The organism is Pseudomonas sp. BJa3, from assembly GCF_026343815.1.
In the GTDB taxonomy this organism is placed as follows: domain Bacteria; phylum Pseudomonadota; class Gammaproteobacteria; order Pseudomonadales; family Pseudomonadaceae; genus Aquipseudomonas; species Aquipseudomonas soli.
The window spans coordinates 251,517-267,845 of sequence record NZ_JAOXMC010000006.1; the positions used below are offsets into that span (position 1 = coordinate 251,517).

General features: G+C 63.4%; 17 protein-coding genes. 10 read left to right on the forward strand and 7 right to left on the reverse strand.

Annotated elements, in window-relative coordinates:
- The first annotated feature begins 71 nt into the window (after positions 1–71).
- The 3 genes from OH705_RS09440 (at position 72) to OH705_RS09450 (ending at position 2,345) form a co-directional block, all read left to right on the forward strand.
- On the forward strand, positions 72–551 hold the full coding sequence (locus OH705_RS09440; protein ID WP_038707165.1) for a glycine zipper domain-containing protein: 480 nt from the start codon (positions 72–74) through the stop codon (positions 549–551).
- A gap of 209 nt (positions 552–760) precedes the next feature.
- Positions 761–1,570, forward strand: coding sequence for a CheR family methyltransferase (locus OH705_RS09445; RefSeq protein ID WP_094011598.1), 810 nt, complete (start codon positions 761–763; stop codon positions 1,568–1,570).
- A gap of 118 nt (positions 1,571–1,688) precedes the next feature.
- Positions 1,689–2,345, forward strand: a complete 657-nt coding sequence (locus tag OH705_RS09450; RefSeq protein WP_023630630.1) for a response regulator — start codon at positions 1,689–1,691, stop codon at positions 2,343–2,345.
- Here the strand turns inward: OH705_RS09450 and OH705_RS09455 are convergent.
- From OH705_RS09455 to hslO, 3 genes are all read right to left on the reverse strand, one after another.
- Positions 2,335–2,769, reverse strand: coding sequence for an acyl-CoA thioesterase (locus OH705_RS09455; protein WP_267301991.1), 435 nt, complete (start codon positions 2,767–2,769; stop codon positions 2,335–2,337). The two genes, OH705_RS09450 and OH705_RS09455, sit on opposite strands and share 11 nt — an antisense overlap.
- Positions 2,770–2,918: 149 nt before the next feature.
- On the reverse strand, positions 2,919–4,460 hold the full coding sequence (locus tag OH705_RS09460; RefSeq protein ID WP_267301993.1) for a phosphoenolpyruvate carboxykinase: 1,542 nt from the start codon (positions 4,458–4,460) through the stop codon (positions 2,919–2,921).
- A gap of 179 nt (positions 4,461–4,639) precedes the next feature.
- Complete coding sequence (gene hslO, locus OH705_RS09465; protein ID WP_267301995.1) at positions 4,640–5,542, reverse strand: Hsp33 family molecular chaperone HslO; 903 nt, start codon at positions 5,540–5,542, stop codon at positions 4,640–4,642.
- Positions 5,543–5,649: 107 nt separating this feature from the next.
- On the opposite strand from hslO, the gene OH705_RS09470 reads away from it, so the two are divergent.
- Positions 5,650–6,450, forward strand: a complete 801-nt coding sequence (locus tag OH705_RS09470) for a phosphatase PAP2 family protein (RefSeq protein WP_031315117.1) — start codon at positions 5,650–5,652, stop codon at positions 6,448–6,450.
- 29 nt (positions 6,451–6,479) lie between these two features.
- On the opposite strand, the gene OH705_RS09475 is transcribed toward OH705_RS09470, so the two are convergent.
- Positions 6,480–6,881 carry an RNA-binding S4 domain-containing protein gene (locus tag OH705_RS09475; RefSeq protein WP_038707163.1) on the reverse strand — a complete coding sequence of 134 codons (402 nt, stop codon included), beginning with the start codon at positions 6,879–6,881 and terminating at the stop codon, positions 6,480–6,482.
- Between the two features lie 109 nt (positions 6,882–6,990).
- Between OH705_RS09475 and OH705_RS09480 the strand changes: the two genes are divergently transcribed.
- Together OH705_RS09480 and rimK are read left to right on the forward strand one after the other, a co-directional pair.
- Positions 6,991–7,473, forward strand: coding sequence for an ATP-dependent zinc protease (locus OH705_RS09480; RefSeq protein WP_267302000.1), 483 nt, complete (start codon positions 6,991–6,993; stop codon positions 7,471–7,473).
- Positions 7,470–8,375, forward strand: a complete 906-nt coding sequence (gene rimK / locus OH705_RS09485; protein WP_011531656.1) for a 30S ribosomal protein S6--L-glutamate ligase — start codon at positions 7,470–7,472, stop codon at positions 8,373–8,375. The genes OH705_RS09480 and rimK overlap by 4 nt, the downstream gene beginning before the upstream one ends.
- 57 nt (positions 8,376–8,432) lie before the next feature.
- Here the strand turns inward: rimK and OH705_RS09490 are convergent, their stop codons facing one another.
- Entirely contained in the window at positions 8,433–9,746 is a 1,314-nt protein-coding gene (locus tag OH705_RS09490; RefSeq protein WP_094011602.1) for an ATP-binding protein, read from the reverse strand.
- Positions 9,747–9,839: 93 nt separating this feature from the next.
- Positions 9,840–10,580, reverse strand: coding sequence for a two-component system response regulator OmpR (gene ompR, locus OH705_RS09495; protein WP_038707160.1), 741 nt, complete (start codon positions 10,578–10,580; stop codon positions 9,840–9,842).
- A gap of 229 nt (positions 10,581–10,809) precedes the next feature.
- Between ompR and OH705_RS09500 the strand changes: the two genes are divergently transcribed.
- The 4 genes from OH705_RS09500 (at position 10,810) to OH705_RS09515 (ending at position 15,962) form a co-directional block, all read left to right on the forward strand.
- Complete coding sequence (locus OH705_RS09500) at positions 10,810–13,134, forward strand: Tex family protein (RefSeq protein ID WP_038707159.1); 2,325 nt, start codon at positions 10,810–10,812, stop codon at positions 13,132–13,134.
- Positions 13,134–13,517 (forward strand): PaaI family thioesterase, encoded by a 384-nt coding sequence (locus OH705_RS09505; protein ID WP_023630730.1) that lies wholly within the window; start codon positions 13,134–13,136, stop codon positions 13,515–13,517. The genes OH705_RS09500 and OH705_RS09505 overlap by 1 nt, the downstream gene beginning before the upstream one ends.
- A gap of 241 nt (positions 13,518–13,758) precedes the next feature.
- Positions 13,759–15,336: a glutamate--cysteine ligase gene (gshA, locus tag OH705_RS09510; protein WP_177182918.1), complete on the forward strand. Its 1,578-nt coding sequence runs from the start codon at positions 13,759–13,761 to the stop codon at positions 15,334–15,336.
- Entirely contained in the window at positions 15,336–15,962 is a 627-nt protein-coding gene (locus OH705_RS09515) for a TetR/AcrR family transcriptional regulator (protein ID WP_267302006.1), read from the forward strand. Before gshA ends, OH705_RS09515 begins: the two co-directional genes overlap by 1 nt.
- A 123-nt stretch (positions 15,963–16,085) precedes the next feature.
- On the opposite strand, the gene OH705_RS09520 is transcribed toward OH705_RS09515, so the two are convergent.
- Positions 16,086–16,301 (reverse strand): TOBE domain-containing protein, encoded by a 216-nt coding sequence (locus OH705_RS09520; protein WP_008095172.1) that lies wholly within the window; start codon positions 16,299–16,301, stop codon positions 16,086–16,088.
- Positions 16,302–16,329 lie beyond the last annotated feature (28 nt).

The following is a 16,329-nucleotide window of genomic DNA, read 5'->3' on the forward strand; positions in this document are numbered from 1 at the left end:
GTCGGATTCCGATTGCCAGCCGCTTCGCCGAGCCTCAAATTCCGCTTCGTCATCCCTCTGAGGCTCTCTTGATGAAGAAGTACTCCTCGATTCTGTTGTTGTCTTTTGGTCTGCTCAGCGGCGTTGCCATGGCAGGCGGCACCACCGAGGCCGGCATTGGCGGCGCATTGGGTGGGGTACTGGGCTCCGTGGTGGGCAACTCCATCGGTGGTAGCACCGGCGGCGCCATCGGCGCCGGTCTGGGCGGCGCGGCCGGCGGTGCCCTGGGTGCCGACAAGCGCCAGCGCGGCGAAGCGGCCATCGGTGGCGCACTGGGCGCGGCCGGCGGCAACGTAGTCGGTCGCTCGGTGGGGGGTACCACCGGTAGCTACATTGGTGCGGCGGCCGGCGGCGGCGCTGGTGGGGCACTGGGCAACTACATGGGCAACAAGGCCGATGAAGACGAGCGCCATGAGTCGCGCCGCTACCGCCGTGACTATGATGATCGCCGCCACTATGACCGTGGCCACCACTACGGTCACCGCAAACACAAGCGCCACTGGCGCGACTGATCGCCAGGCTTACGCCTGACGCCTAAGGCCCTGCCCTCATCGGCAGGGCCTTTTCATTTGCAGGCACGCCAAGGGATTAAGGGCCGCCCCGATATGGAGGCCACTAGCCACTAGTTATTATCGCTGTTTTGACCAAGCACAGGACGCAGGGAATGCGCGCGACCTTCACCGACTCCATCTGTCTACCCCGGGCCAGGAGAGGCTGAGGAATGCCAAGCCGCCGCCCACCTCTGCTCAGCGAAGCAAGCTTTGCGTCAATACGTCAGCGGGTAATGCAGGCTACGGGTGTGCAACTGGCCGATGATCGCCGGACCGTGATCGCGACGCGCCTGCACAAGCGCTTGAAGGCTCTCGGCCTGGCTAGCTTCGAGCATTACCTCGACTTACTCGACAGCCCACAAGGCACAAACGAGCACGAACAGTTGCTGCGCCTGCTGGTCGCCCGCGACAGTTATTTCTTTCGCGAACATCGGCATTTCGAATGCCTGGCCTCCTGGCTGGCCGAACTCGACCACCCCGCCCGTCTGTGGAGCGCCGCCTGCGCCACCGGTGAGGAGGCCTGGAGCCTGGCAATGGTAGCCGCGGAAAAAGCCCGCCACCCCGGTTGGGAGGTGCTGGCCAGTGATTTCGACCCGCAACTGCTGGAAAGCGCAGACAATGGGATCTACGACATTGCCCAGGCCCGTTACTTCCCCGAGGGCTGGCTGACCCGTCACTGCCTGTGCGACGTCGGCAAGATGGCCGGGCGGCTGTGCATCGCTCAGGCTCTGCGAGAGCGGGTACGCTTCCAGGCCATCAACCTGATCCGCCCCATGCCTGCTTATCTCGGCAGCTTCGACGTCATCCTGCTGCGCAACCTGTTGTCGAGCCTGGCACCACGCTACAAGAGCGAGGTGCTTCAACACCTGCTGGCACACCTGCGCCCCGGAGGCCTGCTGATCATCGGCCACAGCGAAAGCGTCCATGCGCTGGGCCTGCCCCTGCGCCCACTACTGCCGTCGGTGTTCGAACGCCTATGATAAGAGGCACTGCCGCGCCCATCGGCAGACAAGGACTGATCGCGCAGTTGCGCGGCAGTGCGCTTTCGGATCGAGCAGGCCTGCCGCCCCCCTTCTCTTGCGAAACAGGCCCTAATCCATGCCTTGCCGAATTCTGCTTGCCGATCATTCGCCCCTCTTCCGCGCTGGCCTACGTGCCCTGCTGGAGCAGAAGAAAGATTTCGTCGTGGTGGGCGACACCGGTGATGCCATGAGTGCCGTGAGCCTGGCCGAAAAGCTCAAGCCAGATATTGTGGTGCTCGACATGAGCGGCGAGCTGGACAGTCAGCAGGCCCTGCAGGAACTATTCATCCGCGCCCCTGCAAGCCGAGTGCTGATGTTCTCGTCGCGCTCGGAGCTTGAGCATGTAATGAGCTGCCTGCAGCTCGGCGCCCATGGTTTTCTGCTCAAGAACGCTACGGTGACCGAACTGGAGCAAGCTCTGCAAACCCTGCGCGGTGGTGGCCAGTACCTGTCTTCAGCGGTACTGCCGATGGTCATCGGCCAGGCTCTCAAACACAGTCGCAAGCGCGTTGCGAATCAGGTCCAGCCACCACCCCTGACCACTCGCCAGCTGGAAATCCTGCGCCTCATCGCCCGGGGCGAGACCACCCGCTCCATCGCCGACGGCCTGGGTTTGAGCATCAAGACTGTCGAGGCGCACCGCTCGCAGATCATGCACCGCTTGCAGATCCACGACGTGCCCGGCCTGGTGCTGTTCGCTGTGCGCGAAGGGATCATTCGCCTCAACGATTGAGCGACAGCCCGGCGAGGATCAGTTGCAGCGTTTCCGGCAGTGCCGCCGGGCGGCCCGAGGCACGCTCGATGAACACCTGCACCATGCTGCCCGCCGCACAGGCTTCAGTCTCGCCCGGGCGGAACAGCGCCAGGCGGAACTCAACGGTACTACCCGCCAGACGGGTCACACCCAGGCCCACCTCAAGCACGTCGGGAAAGCCAGGCAAGGCGAAGAAATCTGCCGCCGAACTTACAACAAAACCGGCCAGTTCACCGTCGCGCAGGTCCAACTCGGCCTGTTCGACCAAGAAGGCCTGGATCGCGGTTTCAAAGCAGGCATGCACGGTGGAGCCGGCGAGGTGGCCGTTGTGGTCGTTGTCCTGCGGACGGGTGAGGATGGGATGGAAATGGGAGAAGGCGGAGCGTTGCGGAGACTCGGTCATGGGGCCATCTGCATTCTGGTGGGTACCCTGCAAGTGAAACAGATTCTGCCGGTACTGTATCGCCTCCATCGCAGCTCAAACCCGGTCCTACATCGAATAACGAAAAAGCCGCCCCGAGGGGCGGCTTCCTTATCCGAACCGGCAGCAGCTTACAGCTGCGGACCAGCGGCCTTGATGGCGTCGGAAACGTCGAACTTCTTGAAGTTCTCGGTGAACAGCGTAGCCAGGCCCTTGGCAGCTTCGTCGTAGGCAGCCTTGTCAGCCCAGGTGTTGCGGGGGTTGAGCAGCTCGGTCTCGACGCCCGGAACGGCCTTAGGTACGTCCAGGTTGATGATGTCCAGGTGCTCGGTTTCTGCACCGACCAGCGCGCCGCTCTGGATGGCAGCGATCACACCACGGGTGGTGGGAATGCTGAAGCGCTTGCCAACGCCGTAGCCACCACCGGTCCAGCCAGTGTTGACCAGGTAGACCTTGGAGCCGAACGCCTTGATGCGCTTGATCAGCAGCTCGGCGTAGACGCCAGCTGGGCGTGGGAAGAACGGTGCGCCGAAGCAGGTGGAGAAGGTCGACTTGATGCCGCTGCCCGAACCCATTTCGGTGGAACCGACCAGCGCGGTGTAGCCGGACAGGAAGTGGTAGGCCGCCTGCTCGTTGTTCAGGATCGACACTGGCGGCAGCACGCCGGTCAGGTCGCAGGTCAGGAAGATGACTGCGTTCGGCTCGCCGCCCAGGTTCTTCTCGGAGACCTTGGCCACGTGGGTCAGCGGGTAGGCTGCGCGGCTGTTCTGGGTCAGGCTCACGTCGGCGTAGTCGGCGTGCTTGGCATCGTCGATGACGACGTTTTCCAGCACCGCGCCGTGCTTGATGGCTTTCCAGATGACCGGCTCGTTCTTCTCGGACAGGTCGATGCACTTGGCATAGCAACCGCCCTCGATGTTGAAGACCACGCCTTCGCCCCAACCGTGCTCGTCGTCACCGATCAGGTAACGGCTTTCATCGGCCGACAGGGTGGTCTTGCCAGTGCCGGACAGGCCGAAGAACAGGGTGACGTCACCCGCTTCGCCGATGTTGGCGGCGCAGTGCATCGGCAGCACGTCGGCGGCCGGCAGCAGGAAGTTCTGCACCGAGAACATGGCTTTCTTCATTTCACCGGCGTAACGCATGCCGGCGATCAGCACTTTCTTCTGGGCGAAGTTGATGATCACGCAGCCGTCGGAGTTGGTGCCGTCACGCTCAGGCACGCACTCGAAGTTGGCGACGTTGAGGACCTGCCACTCATCGCGGCCAGCCGGGTTGTACTGGGCCGGGTTGATGAACAGGCAACGGCCGAACAGGTTCTGCCAGGCGGTCTGGGTGGTCATCTTGACCGGCAGGTAGTGCTCGGCGGCAGCGCCTACGTGAACGTAGGAAACGAAGTGATCCTGGGTGTTGTTGAACGCCTCGACGCGGTTCCACAGGGCATCGAACTTGTCGGCCGGGAACTTGCGGTTGATCGGGCCCCAGCCAATCTGGTCCTGGGTGGAAGGTTCTTCGACGATGAAACGGTCAGCCGGCGAACGGCCGGTGCGATGACCGGTTTCCACCACCAGCGCGCCGGTATCGGCCAGCACGCCTTCACCGCGGGACAGCGCTTTTTTTACCAGCTCATCGACGCTCAGGTCGGTGTACACGGTGTTGTTGGCTTGCGTCATGAGATACCCCATCCGGCCCGAGGCCGAGTGCTCCAAACGTTTTGTAGTTGTCTCGAAAAAACTACTACAGCGAAAAAAGTGGCCGGATTATGCCAGAAAAGCCCAAAAAAAGTAGGCCCCTCCTGTCAGAACTGCGCTTTTGCGCAATTCGACAGGAATATTTCCTGTAGTTAACCGTTTCAGTGCTGAGTTTCTGACGGCGCCTCAGTGCCACCGCCGGCAAACAATTGCGCGACATCGCTCGCATCGAACAAATAACGCTCGTTACAAAACTGGCAATCGATCTCGACCTGGCCGCCACATTCGGCCACCAGCGCCTTGGCATCCTGCTCGCCGAGACTGACCAGTGCATTGCCGGAGCGCTCGCGCGAGCAGCTGCAGCGGAACCGTAGCGGCTGGATATCGAACAGGCGAACCGCGTCCTCGTGGTACAGGCGGTGCAGCACGGTTTCGTTGTCCAGACCGAGCAGCTCCTCGATCTTCACGGTGTTGGCCAAGGCCTTGACGTGGGCCCAGCTTTCCTCGCGCTCCTCGCTGTCCTTGTGGATCTCGGCCGGCAGTTGCTGCACCAGCAAGCCACGGGCACGGGCGCCATCGGCGGCCAGCGAGATGCAGGTGTTCACCTGCTGCGACATGACGAAGTAATTGGTGAAGCACTCCGACAGGTCCTTGCCGTCCAGTTCGACGGTGCCCTGGTAACGCTGGCCGTTGACAGGAATGATAGTCAGCACCAGGTGACCGCCAGGCATCAGATCGGCAAGGCTGGCATCCGCCTTGAACTGCTCGGTCTCGTAACGCGCCAAGCCACGGATATCGTGCTCGCTGGTGTACTCGATGGCTAGCAGCGGAACCGGGCCCTGGGACTGCGCCTGGAGCACCAGCAACCCGTCGAACTTCAAAGTGCCGACCAGCAGCGCGGCCGCGGCCATCAGTTCACCGAGCAGATGCTTAACCGGCTGCGGGTAGTCGTGCTTGGCCAGCACCTCGGCATAGCTGCGTTCCAGCACCACCATCTCGCCGCGCACATCGCGGTCATCGAAAAGGAAGCGTTGGGTGAAATCGGTATCTGGCAAGTCGCTCATGGTTGTCTGGCTTTCTGAAAATGGTTACAAAATAATTACAGGAGACTGAAAGGTCTGTCGCAGAGCGCTAAAAGGCGCTTATTTCCTGCTGGATATCGAGGTATTTTATGGATAATCGACCACTGTTCCAAGCAAGGTGGTCCTGGGGACCTTTGGCTACCTGCACCCTGCTGCCCATCGCACTACTGTGTTTCTGGTTGTGGCCCGTTGGCCAGATCCTTTGCCTGACATTCGACGAGTGGCTGTTCCACAGCCTGAATGCGCCGCTGGCCGACAACACCACCTGGCGCTACATCTGGACCGTTGGCAGCCTGCGCCCGTTCGACATTGTCGTTGGCCTGATCCTTCTGGCAGTGCTTATCCGTGGTGACTGGGTGTTCAAGGCAACCCAGGTCCGCCAGGCCTTTTTCGGCTTTCTGGTCACGCTACTCCTCTTAGTGGTGATTCGCGCGCTGTTTTCCAAGTGGGTGGATGCAGCCGGGTGGCAACACAAGAGCCCGTCGATGATGTTCGACGACGTGGTGCACCTCAGTGACTACTACCCGAACCTTGAGGCGGCCTGGGAACTCAAGGACCGCTCGAGCAAGAGTTTCCCGGGGGATCATGCCTCGGTGTTGCTGGTCTGGGCACTGTTCATGAGCCTGTTCAGCCGCCGCCCGCTGCAGTACCTGGTCGTGTGGGGGCTGGCCCTGCTGTTCATGCTGCCGCGCCTGGTCGCCGGCGCCCACTGGGGGCAGGATGACTACATCGGTGGCCTGCTGATGGCAGTGCTGGCGCTAGGCTGGAGCTGCTATACGCCGCTGGCGGCCAAAGGTAGCGCAGCGTTGCTGCGCTGGACGGGACCGCTGTTCGACCTGCTGGGCAAGCTGCCATTGATCGGGCGGATGAGCGTGGTTCGCGCAGCCTGATCATGACTGGGGCCGCTGCGCGGCCCTCGTCACTCGAAACTGCCGTGCAGCTGGTGAATCTGCCGGCGCTGCTTCTTGGTCGGCCGCCCGTCGGTGGTCACGCCCATCGCCCCCGCCTTGCGCATTTCAGCAGCCTGCTCGCGGCGCTTCACACTCTCGGCGGTTTCCTCGTACAACGTCTGTGCTTCGGGCGCGCCACGGCGCACAACCGACAACGCCCTGACCACCACGGTGCGCTCGTCGAAACCGGTGCGCAACACGAACTCATCGCCCACCCGTGGCTCCTTGCCCGGCTTGCAGCGCTCGCCCCGGCAGTGCACCTTGCCACTTTCAATGGCCGCCTTGGCCAATGCGCGGGTCTTGTAGAAGCGCGCTGCCCACAGCCACTTGTCCAAGCGTACCTTGTCGTCGTCTTCAGGCTTTTGTGCCATGGTTTTTCCTCGAATCCTGTCTTTCACGGAACTGTACTACCGTGACTGACAGATGCAAAAAGTCCGTGCCGTCATTACAGTTCACCTCCTTATCCGCAGGGCACGCTTAGTGAAGACATTTGACCACCTGACTGTGATCGGCCTGCGCGAGTGGGTCGCCCTGCCCGGCCTCGGCGTCGCCGGCCTGCGCGCCAAGATCGACACCGGAGCCAGCACCTCCAGCCTGCACGCCACGGAGGTCGAGCCGTTCGAGCGCGATGGCCAGCAATGGGTACGCTTCACCGCCCACCTGGGTTCGGTGGTGCAACTGCGCCATCGACGGTGCGAAGCGCCCATGGTGACCATGAAGACGATCAAGAGCTCCAACGGCCATGCCCAGACCCGCTATGTGATCCGCACACCCCTGGCGCTCGGTGACCGGGTCTGGGAGGTCGAATTCACCCTGGCCTGCCGCAAGAGCATGCGCTATCGCCTGCTGCTTGGTTCAAAGGCGCTCATCCATGGCCAACTGGTGGTCAACCCCGGCCTCAAGTACGTTCAGGACAAACCGGCCTTCGCGGCCACCCTTTTCCCTGTCACAGGTGCTGCATGAAGATCGCTGTGCTGTCGCGCAATCCGCGTCTGTATTCCACCCGCCGCCTGGTCGAAGCCGGTACCCAGCGGGGCCACGAAGTGGTGGTGATCGACACGCTTCGGGCCTACATGAACATTGCCAGCCACAAGCCGCAGATCCACTACCGCGGCAAACCCCTGGAAGGCTTCGACGCGGTCATACCGCGCATCGGCGCCTCGGTCACCTTCTATGGCTGTGCGGTGCTGCGCCAGTTCGAGATGATGGGCGTCTATCCGCTCAACGAATCGGTGGCCATCGCCCGCTCGCGGGACAAACTGCGCTCTCTGCAACTGCTGTCACGTCGGGGTATCGGCCTGCCGATCACCGGTTTCGCCCACTCGCCGGACGACATCCCCGACCTGATTCAGATGGTCAACGGCGCGCCGCTGGTGATCAAGGTACTGGAAGGTACCCAGGGCATAGGCGTGGTGCTGTGCGAGACCACCAAGGCCGCCGAGTCGGTGATCGAGGCATTCATGGGCCTGAAGCAGAACATCATGGTCCAGGAATACATCAAGGAAGCTGGTGGCGCCGACATCCGTTGTTTCGTGGTCGGTGACAAGGTGATCGCCTCTATGAAGCGCCAGGCCAAGCCGGGCGAGTTCCGCTCCAACCTGCACCGCGGGGGCGTGGCCAGCCTGATCAAGATCACCCCTGAAGAACGCATGACCGCGATTCGGGCGGCCAAGGTAATGGGGCTGAGCGTGGCGGGCGTGGATATTCTGCGTTCGAACCATGGCCCACTGGTAATGGAAGTGAACTCGTCGCCGGGCCTGGAGGGGATCGAGGTGACTACCGGCAAAGACGTGGCCGGGATGATCATCGAGCACCTGGAAAAGAACAGCGGGCCGAATCAGACGCGGACCAAAGGCAAGGGTTGAAATTAATCGCGGGGCAAGTCGCACCGGCGCACCGGTGCGACTTGCCCCGCGATGGGTCTAGACGGCGTTACGCGGCAGCAACAAACCCAACGGCAACCTCACTCGCGCCTCGATCCCGCCACCGGACCGGTTGCGCAACTCGACATTGCCGCCATGCTGCGCGGCGATGCGCTTGACGATCGCCAACCCCAGCCCGGTGCCCTTGCCGCCCCGCGCCCGGTCGCCCCGGATGAACGGGTTGAAGATGGTCTCCAGTTCCGACTCGTCGATGCCCGCCCCGCGATCCAGCACGCTGAGCACCACATAAGGCGCACTCTGGTCACCCGACACATAGGCCGCCACCTCAACCCCCTTGCCGGCGTGATGCAGCGCGTTGCCGATCAGATTGCCGAGCATACGCTTGAGCGAGACACGGCGCAGCGGGAACGGCGGAATCGGCTCGAGGCACAGGCGCACCTGTTCTTCATGCTGGTTATAGGGGGCCACCACTTCGTAGATCAGCTCATTCAGGTCGACCTCTTCCACCGGCTCGTCACGCCCATCACGAATGAACGCCAGGAACTGGTCGAGGATCGCGTCCATGTCCTCGATATCGCGGACCATGTCCTCACTGAGGTCGCTTTCGTTGCCCATCAGCGACAACGACAAGCGCAACCGAGTCAATGGTGTGCGCAGGTCGTGGGATACCCCCGCGAGCATCAACTCGCGCTCGCGACCGGCCTGCTCGACATCCTCGGCCATCTGGTTGAACGCCCGATACACCTCGGTCATTTCGCTGGGGGTATCGCTGATCGGCAGGCGCACACTGCGCCCCTGGCCCAGCTGACGGGCAGCGAACACCAGACGCTTGAGCGGCTGATTGAGCTGGCGCACGAAGATCCAGGCCGAAGCGGTGGACAGCAGGCCGATGGCCAGGAACCAACCAAGCACGTTCCAGATCTTCTGGCCACGTAGCGGATGCGGGTACAGCGGCACCTTGAGCCAGCCTGGTCCCAGGCTCGGCGCGTTCACCCAGAGCGCGGGCGGTGCGTGGATACGCAACCGCACCTCGGTGTCCTCGCCCAGCTCGGCTTGCATCTGCCGCTGGTAGATCTCGCTGTAGGGCCAATGCTGCTCACCCTCCGGGACACCGGCGCCGGTCACGCGGATCAGGCCAGCAGCCTCGGCTATCTGCTCGCGGTTCTCTTCATCCGCTGCCCAATAGGCACGCAGCGTCAGGGCCACGCCGTGGCTGTACTGGCGGTCGACCAGCACGTCCTCATTCATCAACAGGTACACGAGCGTCAGTGCCTTGGAAAACAGCACGACGATCAGCACCAGCCAGAGGGTGCGGGCGAAGAAGCTTTGCGGGAACCAGAGAGGCGTTTTCATCGATCAACTACTGTACTGAAAAGGCCGGTCGCCGTAGACGAAACAGGGCGACCCGCATGGGTCGCCCTGCTGCACCCTGACGAGCCGGCAGGCTCATTTGCCGGCGTTTCCGTCCGGCACGAAGACGTAGCCCACACCCCATACGGTCTGGATGTAACGCGGCTTGGAAGGATCGGGCTCGATCATCCGGCGCAGGCGCGAGATCTGCACGTCGATGGAACGCTCCAGGGCATCCCACTCACGGCCACGGGCCAGATTCATCAGTTTGTCGCGGGTCAGCGGCTCGCGAGCATGCATCACCAGGGCCTTGAGCACGGCGAACTCGCCGGTGGTGAGCATGTGCGTTTCTTCACCGCGCTTGAGCTCACGGGTGGCCAGCGAAAGTTCGTAGTCGCCGAAGGTGACGGTCTCTTCCTCGCTGCCCGGCGCGCCCGGCACGGCCGGGGCCTGGCGGCGCAGCACGGCCTTGACCCGGGCCACCAGCTCATCTGGGTTGAACGGCTTGGCCAGGTAATCGTCGGCGCCAAGCTCCAGCCCCTTGATCCGGCTGAGCTCATCGCCCTTGGCGGTAAGCATGATGATCGGGATCTGGTTGTTCGCGGCGCGCAGGCGCTTGCACGCCGACAGGCCATCCTCGCCCGGCAGCATCAGGTCGAGCACCACCAGGTTGAACACTTCACGGGCCAGCAGGCGATCCATCTGTTCGACGTTGGGCACGGTGCGCACACGGAAGCCCTTGCTGGTGAAGAAACGGTCCAGCAGGCTGCTCAGGCCCGGGTCGTCGTCGACGATGAGAATCTTGTCGCCTTCTACGGCGTTTGCGGTGCTGGTCATGAATTACTCCTCTGATATCGCCGCGCATTATGGCGTAGCCATTGCCGCGCGTGCCGTGTGCATTGTTAGCAGATTTTTCCCGCCGTGCCACTGCCGCCCCATCGACGACTGGCCCCGCGCCATCACCGCAAGCCCGGCCCGATGGGTATAATGCGCGGCTTTCACCCAGCGTCGCCGGGGCTGAACGCCCACCCGCGGCCTTGCATTCACTATTTGTCAGGTGGTTTTCATGGACAGCATCAACAGCCGTATCGCCGAGGAACTGGGCGTGCGCCCACAGCAGGTCGAAGCGGCCGTGGGCCTGTTGGACGAAGGATCGACCGTGCCCTTCATCGCCCGTTACCGCAAGGAAGTGACCGGCAGCCTGGATGACACTCAACTGCGCCACCTGGAAGAGCGCCTGCGCTACCTGCGCGAGCTCGACGAGCGTCGCGCCAGCATCCTGGCCAGCATCGAGGAGCAGGGCAAGCTGACCCCGGAGCTGGCGCGCGATATCAAGCTGGCCGACACCAAGACCCGCCTCGAAGACCTCTACCTGCCGTACAAGCAGAAGCGCCGCACCAAGGGCCAGATTGCCCTGGAAGCCGGCCTGGGCGAGCTGGCCGACAGCCTGTTCAGCGACCCGCAACTGAACCCGGAAGCCGAAGCCGCACGCTTCGTCGACGCGGGCAAGGGCGTGGCTGACGTCAAGGCCGCCCTGGAAGGCGCCAAGTACATCCTCATGGAGCGCTTCGCCGAAGACGCCGGCCTGCTGGACAAGCTGCGCAACTTCCTCAAGCAGGAAGCGGTGCTCACCGCCCGCGTAGTCGCCGGCAAGGAAGACGAAGGCGCCAAGTTCCGCGATTACTTCGCCCACGACGAACTGCTGCGCACCACGCCGTCGCACCGTGCCCTGGCGATCTTCCGTGGGCGCAACGAAGGCGTGCTGAGCGCGTCGCTGAAAGTCGGCGAAGAACTGCCAGGCACCCTGCACCCGTGCGAGATGATGATCGGCAACCATGTCGGCATCGAAAACCGCAACCGCCCCGCCGACAAGTGGCTGGGCGAGGTGGTGCGCTGGACCTGGAAGGTCAAGCTCTACACCCACCTGGAAACCGACCTGTTCGGTGAACTGCGCGACAATGCCGAAGGCGAGGCGATCAACGTCTTCGCCCACAACCTGCACGACCTGCTGCTGGCCGCCCCGGCCGGCCCGCGCGCCACCCTGGGCTTCGACCCGGGCCTGCGTACCGGCTGCAAGATCGCCGTGGTCGATGCCACCGGCAAGTTGCTGGACTACACCACGGTCTACCCGCACGCGCCGAAGAACGACTGGGACCGCACCATTTCCGTGATGGCCGCGCTGTGCGCCAAGCACTCGGTGGAGTTGATCGCCATCGGCAACGGCACTGCCAGCCGCGAGAGCGACAAGCTGGTGGCGGAGCTGGTCAAGAAGTACCCAGCACTGAAGGTCACCAAGATCATGGTTTCCGAGGCTGGCGCTTCGGTGTACTCGGCCTCTGAACTGGCCGCCCGCGAGTTCCCCGATCTGGACGTGTCGATCCGCGGCGCGGTGTCCATCGCCCGCCGTCTGCAGGACCCGCTGGCCGAACTGGTGAAGATCGACCCGAAATCCATCGGTGTCGGCCAGTACCAGCACGACGTGTCGCAGGTGAAACTGGCCCGGGGCCTGGACGCCGTGGTCGAGGACTGCGTGAACGCCGTGGGCGTGGACGTAAACACCGCCTCGGTGGCGCTGCTGACACGCATTTCCGGCCTCAATGCCACCCTGGCGCAGAACATCGTCGCCCACCGCGACGCCAACGGCCCGTTCGCTACCCGCGCCGCGCTGAAAAAGGTCAGCCGCCTGGGCGAGAAAACCTTCGAGCAGGCCGCCGGCTTCCTGCGCGTGATGAACGGCGACAACCCGCTGGACGCCTCGGCGGTGCACCCGGAAGCCTACCCACTGGTGCAGCGCATCGCCGCCGACACCGACCGTGATATCCGCTCGCTGATCGGCGACAGCGGCTTCCTCAAGCGCCTGGACCCGAAGAAATTCACCGACGAGTCCTTCGGTCTGCCGACCGTCACCGACATCCTCCAGGAACTCGACAAGCCAGGTCGCGACCCGCGCCCGGAGTTCAAGACCGCCACCTTCCAGGACGGCGTCGAGGACCTCAAGGACCTGGAACCCGGCATGATCCTCGAAGGCGTGGTGACCAACGTCACCAACTTCGGTGCTTTCGTCGACATCGGCGTGCACCAGGATGGGCTGGTGCACATCTCGGCGCTGTCGGAGAAGTTCGTCAAGGACCCGCGTGAAGCGGTCAAGGCCGGCGACGTGGTCAAGGTCAAGGTCATGGAAGTGGACATCCCGCGCAAGCGCGTCGGCCTGTCCATGCGCATGAGCGACACCCCGGGCGAGAAGGTCGAGGGCAACCGCGGCGGCAACCGCTCCAATGGCGGCAACCGCCAGCAGCAGGCGCCGCGCCAGCGCGAGGCCACCGCCGCCGCGCCGGCCAACAACGCCATGGCGGCGCTGTTCGCCAATGCCAAGCAACTGAAGAAGAAGTGATGGAAGTACCGAAGGAGTACGTCGAAAGCGCCTTCAGCCAGCTCCTCGGCTGCCGCCTGCAACGCCTGGAAACGGGTGTTGCAGAAGTGGCCCTGGCGCTTGAGCCGCACCTGCGCAACCGTGGCCAGAAACTGCACGGCGGGGCGATCTTCAGCCTGGTCGATATCAGCATGGGCCTGGCCTGCTCGGCCAGCCATGGCTTCGACCAGCAGAGCGTGACCATCGAGTGCAAGATCAACTACATGCGCGCCGTCAGCGAGGGCGAGGTCGTGTGTACCGCCCGGGTGCTGCATGCGGGACGGCGCACCCTCGTGGTCGACGCCGACGTGCTCCAGGACGACAAGCTGGTGGCCAAGGCGCAGGGAACCTTCGCGGTTCTCTAGCTGACAGGCCCCGATCTGCGGTATTTTCGGCGTAATGCTGTACACCTGATCGCGGGGCAAGCCCGCTCCCACGAACGTTTCTACGCTTCGTGGGAGCGGGCTTGCCCCGCGATCAGACGCATACAGGCCAGCGACGGAACCGCGTAAACCAGGCGACAACGCCAGTTCCTTTCCCAACTACCCTTGTAGACCGTCATCTCTACCCCCATATTGGGGCGACTGACGCGTGAAGGAATCCATCTTGAGCGACCTCCTCAACCGCCGCCTGAGCCTGCTCGGCGACAATATCGACCTGCTCAAGCAGTGCCTGCACGGCATTGAGCGCGAATGCCTGCGCGTGACCAAAGAAGGTCGCCTGGCCCAGACCCCGCACCCCGAAGCACTGGGGTCGGCGCTGACCAACGAGCAGATCACCACTGACTATTCCGAGTCGCTGCTGGAGTTCATCACCCCAGCCCTGGCGGACCCTGCCAAGGTACTCGAGAGCCTCGAACAGACCCACCGCTTCGTCTACAGCAAACTGGGCGACGAACTGCTGTGGAGCCCGTCGATGCCCTGCGCGCTGCCGGCCGAAGAAGACATCCCGATCGCCGAGTACGGCAGCTCGAACATCGGTAAGCTCAAGCACGTGTACCGCAAGGGCCTGGCCCTGCGTTACGGCCGCACCATGCAGTGCATCGCCGGCATCCATTACAACTTCTCGCTGCCCGAGACGCTGTGGCCGCTGTTGCGCGATGCCGAAGGCGGCGAGCAGGACGACCGCGACTACCAGTCCTCGGCCTATATCGCGCTGATCCGCAACTTCCGCCGCTACAGCTGGCTGCTGATGTACCTGTTCGGCGCGTCCCCGGCCCTGGACAAGGGCTTCCTGCGCGGCCGCCCGCACCAGCTCGAAGAACTCGACGCCGAAACACTGTACTTGCCCTACGCCACCAGCCTGCGCATGAGTGACCTGGGCTACCAGAGCAACGCCCAGGCGGGCCTCACGCCCTGCTACAACAACCTGGCCAGCTACACCGATAGCCTGCGCAAGGCCGTCGGCACGCCCTACCCGCCCTATGTCGAGGTCGGCACGCACGTCGATGGCGAGTGGGTGCAGTTGAACACCAACATCCTGCAGATCGAGAACGAGTACTACTCGAACATCCGCCCCAAACGCGTCACCTACACCGGCGAGCGGCCAATCCAGGCCCTGACCTCGCGTGGCGTGCAATACGTGGAAGTACGCTGCCTGGACATCAACCCGTTCCTGCCAGTGGGCATCGACCTGACCGAAGCCCGTTTCCTCGACGCCTTCCTGCTGTTCTGCGCCCTCGAAGAGAGCCCGCAACTGGACAACGGCGAGTGCGGCCAGTGCACCGACAACTTCCTCACCGTGGTCAAGGAAGGTCGGCGCCCGGGCCTGGAGCTGCGCCGTGACGGCCAGCCGGTCGCATTGAAGGAATGGGCAAGCGAACTGATCGAGCGGATCGGCCAGCTGGCCGGGCTGCTCGACCGTGCCAAGGGTGGCAATGACCACGCCAAGGCCCTGGAAGCACAGCAGGCCAAGGTCGACGATCCCGAGCTGACGCCATCGGCGCAGGTGCTGGCGCGCATGACCGAACATGACGAGAGCTTTGTCCAGTTCTCCCTACGCCAGAGCCGCCTGCACGCCGAGAGCTTCCGCGAGCAGCCACTGACCAGCGCGCAGCAACAGGCCTTCGAAACCCTTGCTCGCGAGTCGATCGCCAAGCAGTCCGAGCTGGAACAGGAAGAGGTCGGTGACTTCGACCTGTTCGTCGGCGCCTACCAGGCCAGCATCCTGGCAATCAGCAACTGATGAACCGCACCGCCACCCCGCGCAAGCCACGCGCCAGCAGCCAGGCCAGGATCGAAGCGATCCTCGCCGCGGCACGCGAGCTGCTGGCAGGCCAAGGGGTGGCGGGGTTGTCGATCTACAGCGTGGCGGAACGGGCGCAGATCCCGCCATCGTCGGTGTATCACTTCTTCGCCAGCGTGCCGGCCTTGCTGGAGGCGCTGACCGCCGATGTGCACCGGGCTTTTCGCGAGGCCCTGAGCGCACCGATCGATAGCACGGCGTTCAGCACCTGGCCTGGCCTGTCGCGCCTGATCGAGCAGCGCATGCTCGACATCTACAACGAGGACGCCGCGGCGCGGCAGCTGATCCTCGCCCAGCATGGTTTGAGCGAAGTGGTCCAGGCTGATCGCCAGCATGATCTGGAATTGGGCGAGTTGATGCACCAACTGTTCGACCGACATTTTCAGTTGCCAGCGATGCCGAGGGATGTGCACGTGTTCGCCTTGGCGATGGAACTGAGCGACCGGGTGTATGCCCGCTCGATGCAGCTGCATGAGGCGATCACGCCACGCATGGCGGAGGAAGGGATGCGCGTGTTCGAGGCGTATCTGGGGCTGTATCTGCCGCCTTATCTGGCCAAACGCTGATTCGGCGCGGGAGCGGCGGTGCGCCGATGCGACTTGCCCCGCGATAGCGTCAAGTCAGGCAACGTAGATGTGTCGACTGACGCCATCGCGGGGCAAGCCCGCTCCCTCGCAAGACACCGGAAATCAGAGCTTGGCGATGGACACCTCGGTCGATTTCACGAAGGCGATCACCTCGCTGCCTACCTGCAACTCGAGCTCCTTCACGGAACGGGTGGTAATCACCGAAGTGACGATGCCAGAGGCGGTCTGCACGTCGATTTCAGAGAGTACCGGGCCTTCGAGGATTTCCTTCACGGTGCCTTTGAACTGGTTGCGAACGTTGATGGCTTTGATGGTCATGGCGTCATTCCTTTTTGCGGTTTCGGGG

Bases quoted from the DNA above. Each gene is read 5' to 3' on its own strand.
- hslO (WP_267301995.1), bottom strand. From the start codon at position 5,542: ATGAGCGACTTGCCAGATACCGATTTCACCCAACGCTTCCTTTTCGAT.
- OH705_RS09500 (WP_038707159.1), top strand. From the start codon at position 10,810: ATGGACAGCATCAACAGCCGTATCGCCGAGGAACTGGGCGTGCGCCCA.
- OH705_RS09455 (WP_267301991.1), bottom strand. From the start codon at position 2,769: ATGACCGAGTCTCCGCAACGCTCCGCCTTCTCCCATTTCCATCCCATC.
- ompR (WP_038707160.1), bottom strand. From the start codon at position 10,580: ATGACCAGCACCGCAAACGCCGTAGAAGGCGACAAGATTCTCATCGTC.
- OH705_RS09450 (WP_023630630.1), top strand. From the start codon at position 1,689: ATGCCTTGCCGAATTCTGCTTGCCGATCATTCGCCCCTCTTCCGCGCT.
- OH705_RS09460 (WP_267301993.1), bottom strand. From the start codon at position 4,460: ATGACGCAAGCCAACAACACCGTGTACACCGACCTGAGCGTCGATGAG.
- OH705_RS09490 (WP_094011602.1), bottom strand. From the start codon at position 9,746: ATGAAAACGCCTCTCTGGTTCCCGCAAAGCTTCTTCGCCCGCACCCTC.
- OH705_RS09475 (WP_038707163.1), bottom strand. From the start codon at position 6,881: ATGGCACAAAAGCCTGAAGACGACGACAAGGTACGCTTGGACAAGTGG.
- OH705_RS09515 (WP_267302006.1), top strand. From the start codon at position 15,336: ATGAACCGCACCGCCACCCCGCGCAAGCCACGCGCCAGCAGCCAGGCC.
- OH705_RS09520 (WP_008095172.1), bottom strand. From the start codon at position 16,301: ATGACCATCAAAGCCATCAACGTTCGCAACCAGTTCAAAGGCACCGTG.
- OH705_RS09440 (WP_038707165.1), top strand. From the start codon at position 72: ATGAAGAAGTACTCCTCGATTCTGTTGTTGTCTTTTGGTCTGCTCAGC.
- OH705_RS09505 (WP_023630730.1), top strand. From the start codon at position 13,134: ATGGAAGTACCGAAGGAGTACGTCGAAAGCGCCTTCAGCCAGCTCCTC.
- OH705_RS09445 (WP_094011598.1), top strand. From the start codon at position 761: ATGCCAAGCCGCCGCCCACCTCTGCTCAGCGAAGCAAGCTTTGCGTCA.
- rimK (WP_011531656.1), top strand. From the start codon at position 7,470: ATGAAGATCGCTGTGCTGTCGCGCAATCCGCGTCTGTATTCCACCCGC.
- OH705_RS09470 (WP_031315117.1), top strand. From the start codon at position 5,650: ATGGATAATCGACCACTGTTCCAAGCAAGGTGGTCCTGGGGACCTTTG.